This window comes from Priestia aryabhattai B8W22 (genome assembly GCF_000956595.1).
GTDB classification, from domain to species: Bacteria; Bacillota; Bacilli; order Bacillales; family Bacillaceae_H; genus Priestia; species Priestia aryabhattai.
On the sequence record NZ_JYOO01000003.1, the window covers coordinates 87,173 to 99,188 of the forward strand.

13 protein-coding genes and 1 riboswitch are annotated in these 12,016 nt (G+C 37.5%); of the genes, 2 read left to right on the forward strand and 11 right to left on the reverse strand.

Annotated elements, in window-relative coordinates; all coding sequences use genetic code 11:
* Positions 1–132: 132 nt before the first annotated feature.
* The 5 genes from N178_RS03120 to N178_RS03140 all read right to left on the reverse strand — a co-directional run bounded on the left by N178_RS03120 (position 133) and on the right by N178_RS03140 (position 3,500).
* The gene (locus N178_RS03120; RefSeq protein WP_013056931.1) at positions 133–369 is read right to left on the reverse strand and encodes a hypothetical protein; all 237 of its coding nucleotides are present in this window, start codon (positions 367–369) and stop codon (positions 133–135) included.
* Between the two features lie 101 nt (positions 370–470).
* Complete coding sequence (locus tag N178_RS03125; RefSeq protein WP_045290383.1) at positions 471–914, reverse strand: hypothetical protein; 444 nt, start codon at positions 912–914, stop codon at positions 471–473.
* Between the two features lie 151 nt (positions 915–1,065).
* A complete protein-coding gene (gene splB / locus N178_RS03130; RefSeq protein ID WP_045290385.1) occupies positions 1,066–2,094 on the reverse strand; it encodes a spore photoproduct lyase in 1,029 nt (342 codons plus the stop codon).
* Positions 2,095–2,206: 112 nt separating this feature from the next.
* Positions 2,207–2,455 (reverse strand): transcriptional regulator SplA domain-containing protein, encoded by a 249-nt coding sequence (locus N178_RS03135; RefSeq protein ID WP_045290387.1) that lies wholly within the window; start codon positions 2,453–2,455, stop codon positions 2,207–2,209.
* 85 nt (positions 2,456–2,540) lie between these two features.
* Positions 2,541–3,500, reverse strand: coding sequence for a LacI family DNA-binding transcriptional regulator (locus N178_RS03140; RefSeq protein WP_045290389.1), 960 nt, complete (start codon positions 3,498–3,500; stop codon positions 2,541–2,543).
* A 124-nt stretch (positions 3,501–3,624) separates the two neighbouring features.
* On the opposite strand from N178_RS03140, the gene N178_RS27750 reads away from it, so the two are divergent.
* Positions 3,625–3,753, forward strand: a complete 129-nt coding sequence (locus N178_RS27750) for a hypothetical protein (RefSeq protein ID WP_272946311.1) — start codon at positions 3,625–3,627, stop codon at positions 3,751–3,753.
* A gap of 39 nt (positions 3,754–3,792) precedes the next feature.
* On the opposite strand, the gene N178_RS03145 is transcribed toward N178_RS27750, so the two are convergent.
* The 3 genes from N178_RS03145 to N178_RS03155 form a co-directional block, all read right to left on the reverse strand.
* Positions 3,793–5,103 carry a Na+/H+ antiporter NhaC family protein gene (locus tag N178_RS03145; RefSeq protein ID WP_045290391.1) on the reverse strand — a complete coding sequence of 437 codons (1,311 nt, stop codon included), beginning with the start codon at positions 5,101–5,103 and terminating at the stop codon, positions 3,793–3,795.
* Positions 5,104–5,188: 85 nt separating this feature from the next.
* A riboswitch (SAM riboswitch) is annotated at positions 5,189–5,295 on the reverse strand.
* 101 nt (positions 5,296–5,396) lie between these two features.
* Positions 5,397–6,164, reverse strand: coding sequence for an ABC transporter permease (locus tag N178_RS03150; protein ID WP_045290393.1), 768 nt, complete (start codon positions 6,162–6,164; stop codon positions 5,397–5,399).
* Positions 6,157–7,068 carry an ABC transporter ATP-binding protein gene (locus N178_RS03155; protein WP_045290395.1) on the reverse strand — a complete coding sequence of 304 codons (912 nt, stop codon included), beginning with the start codon at positions 7,066–7,068 and terminating at the stop codon, positions 6,157–6,159. The genes N178_RS03150 and N178_RS03155 overlap by 8 nt, the downstream gene beginning before the upstream one ends.
* Before the next feature lie 170 nt (positions 7,069–7,238).
* On the opposite strand from N178_RS03155, the gene N178_RS03160 reads away from it, so the two are divergent.
* The gene (locus tag N178_RS03160; protein ID WP_045290397.1) at positions 7,239–7,679 is read left to right on the forward strand and encodes a YtoQ family protein; all 441 of its coding nucleotides are present in this window, start codon (positions 7,239–7,241) and stop codon (positions 7,677–7,679) included.
* A gap of 160 nt (positions 7,680–7,839) precedes the next feature.
* Here the strand turns inward: N178_RS03160 and N178_RS03165 are convergent, their stop codons facing one another.
* The 3 genes from N178_RS03165 to N178_RS03175 are packed head-to-tail and all read right to left on the reverse strand — an operon-like array spanning position 7,840 to position 11,746.
* On the reverse strand, positions 7,840–9,051 hold the full coding sequence (locus N178_RS03165) for a Ger(x)C family spore germination protein (protein WP_045290399.1): 1,212 nt from the start codon (positions 9,049–9,051) through the stop codon (positions 7,840–7,842).
* Positions 9,035–10,162 (reverse strand): spore germination protein, encoded by a 1,128-nt coding sequence (locus N178_RS03170; RefSeq protein WP_045290401.1) that lies wholly within the window; start codon positions 10,160–10,162, stop codon positions 9,035–9,037. The genes N178_RS03165 and N178_RS03170 overlap by 17 nt, the downstream gene beginning before the upstream one ends.
* 6 nt (positions 10,163–10,168) lie before the next feature.
* Positions 10,169–11,746 (reverse strand): spore germination protein, encoded by a 1,578-nt coding sequence (locus N178_RS03175; protein WP_045290403.1) that lies wholly within the window; start codon positions 11,744–11,746, stop codon positions 10,169–10,171.
* Positions 11,747–12,016: the final 270 nt, after the last annotated feature.

Here is a 12,016-nt window from a genome sequence, read left to right on the forward strand (position 1 = left end):
TGTATATCTTACAGAACTTAACTATTATACCATTAAAAGGAATATCACTTAGAAACATTCTATTTTTAGCAAAAAAAAATACAGCGCCCTTTTCAAAAGAAAAGTTCGTTGTATAGGATGGGCCGCATTTTTTTATGTCACTTTCTCGCTGTATGTACTATGAAACCCCGCTTCGATGTGGGCTACTTGAAAACTATGGTGACCAATTAAATATTTAACAATATCCACACGATCAATTTTACCAGGCTTATTGTTCATTGCTTCTCGCACCATAGATTGAAATGTTTCTTTGCAAAACTTCTTTTCATGAAGCAGAATCGTTTCACAATACTCTTCATGGTCTCCTTCTGAAATACGATAATAATGCATTTCTTTCACCCCTTTTTAATGTTATACCTATTACATACCCCAAATATTGCTATTTTAACAAATTAATTTTATTATTCTTTATTTTTCCATTGGTATATGGTTTACAGAGCAACGTTTCGAAACTCATCGTTATAAATGCTAATTTGAAGACGCTGAGAAAAACGTTCTTCTTCAATGTAGGTCTCAGGCATTAATCCGACAGGATATACCTTCGGGTTTTCGCCACTTCCTAATATGTATACATACATCTTTCCTTCGTTTGTATATCGAACCTTCGTCGAAATACCTCCTTGCCTTTGAAGAGGCGCATAAACAGCTCTTACATTATCTCTGATTTCTTGTACAAACCCATGGAGTTCAACATCTGAATCATAATAGTGGTTTGCTTCATACAAGCCGTAAATACGAGACTTATCGATATCACATAATATGTTCCAAAATTCAGATAAATCTTCTTGGAACAACACTTGAATAAAATTTCGTGCAGCTTCTTGCTGTTCTTTTGTTAGTTCTTTTGTTAGCGCAAACTCTTCGTTTTTTAACATCTCAGTCACCTCCCTTATGTATGTAATACGACAAGAGATACAAATAACCTCTTTTTTCAGCTTATTAGCAACCAATTTATTTTTTGCATTTAAAAGTGAAAAGCTATCTCGACTAAGATGCCAAAATAACTTTTCAATTACTGTAGAATAATTACGTAAAATACTCGATTTTCGCATTTGGAAAATACTGATCAATGTAATATTCCAACGTCTCTCTTAATTCTTGTTCTTCATCTTTTGCGTATACATACTTTCCAATTCCGTAACGTCCCCATTTGTAGCGGCGCTCTTCTTCATTCATCTCAAGCTTTGTTTTCGGATAGTTTTTCTCAATCACTCGTTTGGCTGGCTTGGTAAAGCGATGCTGAATCATTTCAAATGTAATATCATCTCTTGACTCTTCAGGTATAGAAGCATCAAGCTTTTCAAACAACTGACGGTATCCCTCTTGCCAACCTTCATGAATGTAAATAGGCGCCACAATAAAGCCAAGTGGATATCCGGCTTTTGCAACTTTATTAGCAGCCTCAAGCCGGTAATCGAGAGGAGATGTACCAGGTTCAAAATTTTTAATGACATAATCCGCATTTATGCTAAAACGAAAGCGCGTGCGGCCATTATGTTTAGCATCCAATAAATGATCCACGTGATGAAACTTAGTCACAAAGCGCAATTGACCTAGTTCACTTTCCCCAAAATATTCAATCGCACGCTTTAATGAATGTGTTAAATGGTCAATTCCTACGATATCAGATGTACAGGCCGCTTCAAATCGCGTTATTTGAGGGGCTCTTTCCCGCATATATTGCTCTGCTTGACCTAATATTTCTTCAACATTCACGTACGTGCGAATATATGGTTTGCTTCCCATTGTTGTTTGTAAGTAACAATAGTGACAGTGTCCCATACACCCTGTTGCAAACGGTATTGCATATTCAGCTGATGGTTTAGATGTATCAAATTTTAAGGTTTTACGCACACCAACTACTAAAGTGGACTTGGCATTGCGGTATTTTTGCAAATCATTTTTTCCCGGTATATTACGCACTTGATTATGAGAAGTTGTTTGACGAATCTCAATTCCCATCTTCTCAAACTTTTCTTTTAATTGAACACCAAGCGGGTACTCCATTGCCCCCGGCTCAATGTATACTAATTGAGGTACAAAAGGTTTTATCATCATGTACACTTCCTTTTTTCTAATACTAATAGCGTTTGAAAAACAAAAAGACTCTATCCGTGGTAATTATTTTTCAAACAAAAAAGACTCTCTGTTTAAGGAGAGCCTTGCGTCAATTATATTGTTCATAATCAAATATCTTGTTATACATTTTCTCTGCTTCTTCATACGTTGAATACACGGCATCATCTTCAGCTAACAAATGATAAGACTCATGCAGAAACAGCGCTTTTTCACCTTTGTTTTCAGGATGTTCAACAATTTCAGCTTGATTAATATTGGCAACGTTCGCCGTATGAGGATTTCGGTAAATAACAAATACTTGATCTCCCACTTGATATTCTTTTTTCTCCACGATCATCATCCTTTTCTTCTTTCTTTACTCGTATGATGTCCGCTTTTGCTCATTTTATCCGGTAAACACACCTCATGGCATCATCAAGAATTCATACGCTTTTACGCTCAATAAACCGAAAAGGGAGCTCAATTTTTTGAGTCGCCTTGTTTCCGACTAATGTAAAAAGCGTTTCTCCCATCTCTTTAAGAGGAAGTTCGATCGTTGTGATTTGTAAATATGAAGAAAGCGGATGATTATCAAAACCAATGATAGCTAAATCCCCTGGAACTAATATACCGGCTTGTTCGCACTGAGCTTTTATTCCGATAGCGACTTGATCGTTTGTTACTAAAAGCGCCTGAGGCCTATCTTTCATCTGCACCAATTTTTTCACCACTTTTTCACCATCTGTCACATTCAAACAGCCTTGAAAAACCCATTCTGAATGATAAGGCTGATTTATTCCTTTTATATATTCTTTGTATGCCTGTTGCCTCTGTTGACTATTTGTACCCGTCATTCTTCCAATACAGTAGCCAATATCCGTATATCCTTTTTCTTTTAAATACAGGAGCGCCTGCTTAAAAGCTGCATAATGATCAACGTATACGGAGCGAATAGAACGATTCTGTACATTTTCGCACACGGCTATGGGCCCGTACTGCTGATAATATTCAATGGTGCTCCAGCTGCTGGCTCTAGAACAAATAATGACTCCATCAACCTGCTTTGTTTTTAGCATATGAAGCGCTTCTTCTTCTTTTTTCACATCATAGTTGGTCTGACAAATAACAAGCTGATACTGCTTTTCTAACGCTTGAGATGCCACTCCTTCTAAAAGCAGACTGAAATAAGGATGATTAATAAAAGGCAAAACGACGGCAATCATATTTGTTTTCCCTTTTGATAAGTGAACGGCATTAATGTTTTGTTCATAATTAAGTTCGTGAATAACCTGCTCTACCAGCCGGCGTTTTTCTTCTTTTACATACGGATGATGATTTAGCACCCGGGATACAGTCGAAACAGATACACCAGCTTTTTTGGCGATATCTCGGATATTTGTCATGTTTTCACCTTTTTCTCTTGCGCTGAAACGCGTTTCATACTTTATTCTCATTATAAAGTGAAACAGCAATAAGCTAAACCCGTTACCATCGTGTTTTTATTCATTTACGTAAGGAGGTCATTTCATGGGTATTTTATTATTCATTTTATTATGCGGAATTGAAATTGGAGGAGCGGCTTATGCACTTAAACAAAATGAGACGCTTTGGAAGGAGTTAGATAAAGAAAAGCCAGTTGATTTTTTCAAACAGTAAAAAACCCTTAAAAAGAACATTCTTTTTAAGGGTTTGATATTACGCAGCCTCTTTAGATGATTTTGATTTTTTATTTAAACGAGGAAATCCAATTACAATTGCAATGATGCCGCAAACAGCTGTTAACATTGGATAAAATGTAAATGGAATAATCTCAACTGGTGAAACTTTAGCAAATCCTGCTGCTAGAAGCATTTGTGCACCGTAAGGGATAAGACCTTGAACGCTGCATGAAAACAAGTCAAGCAGACTGGCTGATTTTCGATTATCAATTGAATACTTATCAGAGATTTCTTTTGCTAACGGACCTGCCGTAATAATTGAAATCGTGTTATTAGCCGTGGCCAAATTGGTTAAACTTACTAATCCAGCGATACTGAATTCTCCACCTTTTTTTGTTTGAATACGTCGTGTTAATAAATTCAATAAGAACTGAATACCGCCGTTATAGCGAATGAGTTCAACCATTCCACCAATTAAAAGAGATAAAATAATTAACTCCGACATTCCACCAATACCTTCTGTCACAGTTTTAGCAAGAGAAGAAAGCGTGTAGCTTCCATCAGCTAATCCAATTACGCCGGCTAATACAATTCCTCCAGTTAAAATGCTTAAGACGTTTGCACCAAATATAGCAGCCACTAGTACGCCGATATATGGCAAGATTTTAAACCAGCTGAAATCTTTGATTTCTACTGAAGACGTGTTGCCAAGCGTCATGACAAACAATAGAATCACCGTAACGATCGCTGCAGGAAGGACAATAAAAAAGTTTACTTTTAATTTATCTGACATATTTGTTTTTTGCGTACGAACTGCTGCAATGGTTGTATCAGAGATTATAGATAAATTATCTCCAAACATTGCACCACCAATAACAGCGGCAATTGCTAATGTAATGGATACATGAGCCTGCTCACTGATTCCTACAGCGATAGGCCCCAATGCAGCGATGGTTCCCATTGACGTTCCCATCGAAATTGAAATGAATGCGCCAATAACAAAGATTCCGACTACTACTAAGCTTTGCGGAAGTACAGAAAGCGCTAAGTTTACCGTTGAATCAACAGCTCCCATGCCTTTAGCAACTTGAGAAAAAGCACCTGCTAAAATAAAAATAAGTACCATAATAATAATATCAGGATGCCCTGCTCCTTTAGCAAAACGTTCAACTTTTACATTAAGTGAATCTTTACGATTCATAGCCAGCGCCACAATGGCTGCAATGATAATGGCCACTAATACAGGGAGCTTATAAAAATCTCCCGTTATAATTCCTGATCCGACAAACAGGACTAAAAAGACGCCCAGCGGTAACAGCGCCCAGCCGTTTCCTTTTTGTTGTTCCATTCTTAACACCTCTTGTTTACGTAATAAAAAAAGACCTCTTCTTATTGATAAGAAGAGGTCTCTTATTTGTATCATAAGATTACCCTTCTCATCTTCCAAACGAAACATCGTCTGCTGGATTTGGCACCGCACTGCGTACAGCCAGTTGCCGAGACATCTCAGGGCCAGTCCCTCCGTCTCTCTTGATAAGAAGTTTATAGTTGTTTTAAAAATAGTCTTTCACTACTGTAATCTCTTTTTATATAATTGTCAAATGCTATTTCAGAAAAATATATAGTGAGAAAATTCTCACATCAATTAGCTACGTCACGTTTTAAAAACGCTGCCCAAGCTACGCCCATAAAAAAGACAAAGTGTGCAACTAAGATGAAGATTGAAAATGAAATCGTCATGCCCTGAAACATCGTCTTCATGCCGTCCATATACTGCACAAAGTTCGTGTTGGCGAACAGTAAAAATTTCCCCCACCATAAACCAAACTGTGATACTATTCCAGTTACTGCTTTCGCCCCGATACTTACAACAATAGCTAGACTTGAAGCAAGCGCGCTGTTTCTGAATAAAGACGACAGCATAAATGCGAACGTCATCATCATAAACGTTTCCATATACGCACTGTCATACGTAAGCGTAATGTTTTTAAGCAGCTGCGCATCTCCTTCTAGACTGGCAAATCCAAAGAACAATGCTCCCCATACAAATGAAAAAAGCAAATAGCTCAGTAAGTAATATAAGCTAATTAAAATGAGCGTTATGTATTTGGATGCTAAAATCGTTGAACGTCTAGCCGGACGAATTAACAGAAGCTTAATGGTACCTGCTTCAAACTCTTTTGCAACCATTGACCCTCCGACAGCAAGAGCGAAAAATTGAACAAGAATGAGCATACCTGAACTAAATGACAGGAAGTTCAAAACGTTTTCTTCTGTTCCTGCACTGTTTGACACTTTCTTCATTAAAAGAGCCATACAAAGAGTTAAAATGCCTATTGTGATAAACGTGATTTTTGTACTTCTTTTGTGAAACCATTTCATGTGTTCATTTTGAATTAACTTAAGCATGGTGCTCTCCTTCCGTAACGGACATAAACGAATCTTCAAGCGTCTCATACACAGGGGTAATTCGGTAGACTAAAATATCGCTGTCCACTAATTTTTCATTCACAGCTGGAATTTGCTCTTTCACAATCGCTACGTCGATAATATGCGATCTCATCGTTACTTCAAATTCTTTTGATAAAAGTTCCGCTGCTTTTTGCGCGTCAGACACTTCAAATTCTACGTACATTCCTTGATCTTGACGATTTGGAGATAGATCTTGAACGGCTTTTAACTCACCGTCTTGAATGATGCCAACGCGGTCACATAATGCTTCTACTTCTTTTAATAAGTGGCTCGCGATTAAGATTGAAATGCCTTCTTCCCTGCAAAGTGTTTGTAAATATGTACGAAACTCTCTCATTCCCGCTGGGTCTAGACCATTTGTTGGTTCGTCTAGTAAAAGCAATGCAGGCTTATGTAAAATAGCTTGAGCTACTCCTAAACGCTGTCTCATCCCAAGAGAATACGTCTTCACTTTTGCATGGATGCTGTTTTCAAGCTTTACTAGCGCAATCACTTCATCCAAGCGTTCTGCTGTGATTCCTTCATGCATATTAGCAAAGTGTTTTAAATTTTGATAGCCCGTTAGATAATCATAAAACTCAGGGTTTTCAATAATCGCTCCAATTGATTTCATAGCTGATGTAAACTGTTCCTTTAATGGAAACCCATTGACGGTAATTGTCCCTTTTGTTTCTTTAATGAGTCCTACTACGGTACGAATTAGCGTTGTTTTTCCAGATCCGTTTGGACCAAGCAATCCGAAAATCTCACCGCGCTCAACCGATAAGGATACATCATGCAAAATGGTTTTCTTCCCAATTACTTTACTGACATGATCTACTTGTAGCACTGTTTCTGTCATCATGTACATCCTTTCTTTAATTAGCAATACGCCTTCTATTGTTTCTCTTTTTTAACTATTTGTCTACTATAACCTTATTTTTGGAAAAGTAGCCCATTCAAATCATTCGTATTATCCGCTTACATTTGATAAAATAAAACAAATCTTAGTTAGAGGAGGACTTCTACATAATGAACTTAACCATATACCTTGCCGGGCAAATTCACGATAACTGGCGAGACGAAATTAAAAACCAAGCGGAACAATTAAACCTTCCCCTTACCTTTGTCGGTCCCATGACAGACCATGACCGCTCCGATAATATTGGAGAAGAAATTTTAGGAAAACAGCCTAATGCTGTCTTAAAAGATGAAGCTGCTTCCCAAATTAATAATTTACGCACGCAGGTGCTCCTTAAAAAATCTGATGTGGTCATTGCTTTATTTGGTGAAAAATACAAGCAGTGGAACAGCGCAATGGATGCGGCGACAGCCATCGCATTAGATAAACCGCTAATTTTGGTTCGTCCTGAAAAACTGCACCACCCGCTTAAAGAACTGTCAAACAAAGCGCAAGTTGTAGTCGAAACGCCAGAACAGGCTCTTCAAGCACTAGCTTATATTTTTGAATAACAACAAATAAGAGCTGTCGAAAACCGGCAGCTCTTATTTGTTGTTTATTGAAGGCTCCGTACGAAGCATGCGATGAGTATTTCGTGGGAAGTTCTGAGATTATTATTCTTGTGGGAGTTTCATTTTTGACATAACGATAAGCAAAGTTACAGTCGGGTGCTTACTTTTTTGACCCGGATGCTCCATAATCTTTAATCTTTAACTTCACATCATAGTTAATTGGCACTTCACTAAATGTTTGATCCCAATTTTCTTTGACCCTCATCCATGTTCTAGGCTGCTTAATTCTCAATTGATTTCCGAAGCCTGCAACATCAACTTTATATTTTGTTTGCATTTTTTCTAGTACGTTTCTTACCAGGTACTTTACTTTTTTTTCTGAAGTTTTTTGCGCATTCTGTAAAAATTGATTATTAAAAGAGCTCCCTGAAGTCATCCAACTTTCAGATAGCCTTCCCACTGATTCAATGTGTACATCAAAAGAGATATTATTTCCTTTAACATGGGGTTGAATATGACTTTTCATAGACTCTATTTCGTATACAATCAGCTGACCAGTCTTTTTATCAAAGCTTTTCACTAGCCCGCCTTTCCCTTTGCCTGTGATCCAAGCCAAACCATCTAGTTCTTCTTCATTCAAAAAACCAATCATTTTGCTTGTTTTCCCTTTAATTATACCAGCACCCGCAAATTTGATTTCTCCATTTGCTGACAATACATTTTGCAGCAGAAAACTAGACCCAGTTTGAATCTTGCTTGCTAATTTAATAAGCGGCATGGGCGGTAAAATTCGCGTCGTTCGATACGTATTGTCTATCATTCCATACAGGTGAAAAGCCGGGATCTCTCCTGCTGTTTTTGATTCTAACGTGTCGCTAGCTCTTCCTTTACTAATAAACACAAGGCAACTAGGTCTAAAATCATTGTCCCGAAGAGTTTGGTCCACTAATTGCTCTAAACTATACGCTCGTGCAAGAGCCTCACTTATAACCATTACTTTCATATGGGGACTAGTTAAAGGAGTATCACTTCTTAAAGATAATTCACGAAGCATTTGAAAAGGAGAATCTCCTGTTTCCGAGATATTTACGTAAGATTTTTGCTGCGATCCTCCTTGTTTAGTCGTTGAACTTGCGACTTGAGGAGTGATCAGTTGATAAGTTGACGTAATCAGGTTCTTTTTAGTATACCCTTCTCCTTGTTCATCAAATTCTTTTTCAGCTATAGACTCCTTACCTTTATCATAGGCCACACCCACTCCAAAACTTTGCTCTTCAATTTCATGACTGCTCCAGCAGCCTGCCAGAGGAAAGAGCAAAAAAACAGAAAACAAAACCAATAGGAACTGGAAATGATTAAAGGTTTGTTTCATACTTTACTCCCTTTACTTTTGAAATAATGAGAAGAAGCAGCGGCAAAAAGCCAAATAAAACTAAGGCGATATTGCCAATCACATCTCCCAATTTAAATACATCATTAATATTTTTAGGAATCATGGAAATAAGATATATAACCGGAAGCAAACCATACATAAATGGATGAATGTTTTTTTGGAAAAGCTGAGACAGTCCTAATGAAGCGGCGTAATGGTTAATAGTAAAAGAAGCAAACATCTGCATGATCCATACAACTAGCAGCAAGGAATCAAATCGTTCAAAAATCAAGCCTGTCAGCTCAAAACTTCTTATTAAATCAAGCGTTGGCCACGTTCTTATTACTACTCCATCAATCGATAACGCTCCGATAACCATTACAACCGTAATCACATAAATAAATATAGGAATAGTAATTCCAACTAGCACAGCTTTTCCTGCTTTGTGAGGTTCTTTCATAAAAGCTAAAATGATTAACATAATTTCAGGACCCGTGAATGCAAGAGCAGTTGTTTTTACTCCTTTTAGTACAGGAAGGACTCCTGATCCAAGTACTGGACGCAGATTATCTATTTCAAATATTTTCATACTCATAAAAGCTACCAGTAAAAAAAGAATAACGGTAATAGGGAATATAATTTCAAACAGTCGAGCGATTGGATTAATGCCCCCTCTAATTAAATAGAGGCTTATCCACATAAATGGCATAATAATAGCCCACGTCGGCGTTTCTTCCAGCAAGAGATATCCGGTTACTTCTGCCAATGAACGGGCGTGAAAACCACCAAGCAGTAAAAAATAACCTATCATGAGCAAGCTAATTAACTTACTCAACCATTTCCCTGTAATTTCTTTACTGTATTGATAAAACGTCTTTCCAGGGAATTTCCGGCTTAACTTCACCATGATTATCGCTGCTATTATGGTGACTATTCCTCCTAGAATAACAGTTAACCACACATCTGGTGTTTTCACTTGTTCCGCAGCTGTTCGCGGCAACGTCAGAATACCAGTTCCAAGTATAAAATTGATGACAATAATAGCTGTTTGTGGCGTCGTAATACGATCGTTTGAATTTATCATTACCACTGATTCACTTCCTTTTTTCATAAGCTCCTATCCTTTTCGTAGAGAATCTTTGGTGTGCATCATCTTTGGACGTCTTTTCATCATCATAAGAGGCATACGGACCATCAAGTCTTTCCATTCACTTAAACGATAGGGTACCGCTGGACTCATGTAAGATACGCCAAAACTTTTTAGTTTCACCAAATGACTGGTCATAAAAAGGAAAAATAAAACGACGCCGTATAATCCAAGTATGGCAGCACATAGCATAGCTATGAAGCGAAGAATACGCAATGAAATCCCGACGCTATATTGCGGAATAGCAAACGATGAAATGGCAGTTAACGCTACAATAATCACTAAAATAGGGCTAACAATCCCTGCCTGCACAGCAGCTTCTCCAATAATTAATCCACCGACAATTCCCATTGCTGGACCAATTGGTTTTGGTAACCTGAGTCCAGCTTCTCTCAAGATTTCGATAGCTATTTCCATGAATAAGGCTTCTATAAGCGCTGGAAATGGCACTCCAGACTTCGTTCCTATAATTGAAATAGCCAATTTAGTCGGAATCATCCCTGGGTGAAACGAAATAAAAGCAATATACAAAGCCGGTGTAAAAAGGGAAAGAACTACTGCGATGTAACGAAGAAAACGAATGAATGTACCGGGAATCCACCTTTCATAATAATCTTCCGGCGACTGTAGCATCATGCTAAACGTAACGGGGGCAATCAAAGCAAAAGGCGTCCCGTCTAATAAAATGGCTACTCTCCCTTCCATCAAAGCAGCAATTACACGATCCGGACGCTCCGTATTCTGCACCTGAGGAAATAGGCTAAGGTAATTATCTTCAATGAGTTGTTCCACATATCCTGACTCCGGTACATTATCAAGATCAATTTTTTTAATTCGTTTTTCTACTTCTTCAACTAGTTCTGGATCAACAATCTCCTTTATGTAAGCAACAACTAAGTCTTTTTTGGAACGCTTTCCTACTTGAAATTTCACCAGCGACAAATTTTCAATGTCTCCGCTTCCTCTTAATAAAGAAGTATTATCACTTAAAGATTCGGTGAAGCCTACTCTTGGCCCTCTCACTAATGCTTCTGATACGGGCTCTTCAATCGTCCTTGTTTTCACTTTGCTTGTACCAAGAATTAAGGCAGATGATAACCCGTCAATTAAAAGCGCCGTAGATCCTGTTAAGACTTTTGATGTTACTTCTTTAATGAAATGAACCTCTTCTACATCACCGATTGATAATACTTGGCTTTTAATAAACTGTTTTGAAAGGCTTCCCTTTACGTAAAGCTGATCCTGTTGGTATTCTTTTGAAAAATCAGCCATCAATGATGACAAAATATGTTTTTCAATAAGATCTTTATCTGAGAGCCCTTCTACAAAAATAATAGCTGCCTGAATGCCGGTGCGTCCTATAATAAACTCTCGAAAATGAACGTCGGAGTTATGACCAATTTCATTTTTAACTGCTTTTAGAGTTAAAGCTACATGCTCCGTAACATGATCAGGTGAATTTTGAGGTGTAAATTCCTGTTTATTTTCCTTTTCATTCGCATGGTTCCCTATTTTTTTTATTGTCGATTTCCATTTTTTCACTTTCATCACTCTTCCTCTGAATTACGAATCCCGCTTAATAATTTGTAGATTATATACGGGATGAAAAAAACCAGAACTGCTTGTATAAAAACTGGCCCTTCTGGAAGATAGGAAACAATTAATTCCCACATGTTAATCACCCTATTTATGTCTCTAACAAAACAATTCTAGAAATAAGCATCCGTAAAATATCAGTGTTTACTTCGTAGAAATTCTTTTATTTACCAGGTAGTATTATTCTTCTTTTTGTTTCTTATACAAAGGAATACAACATCC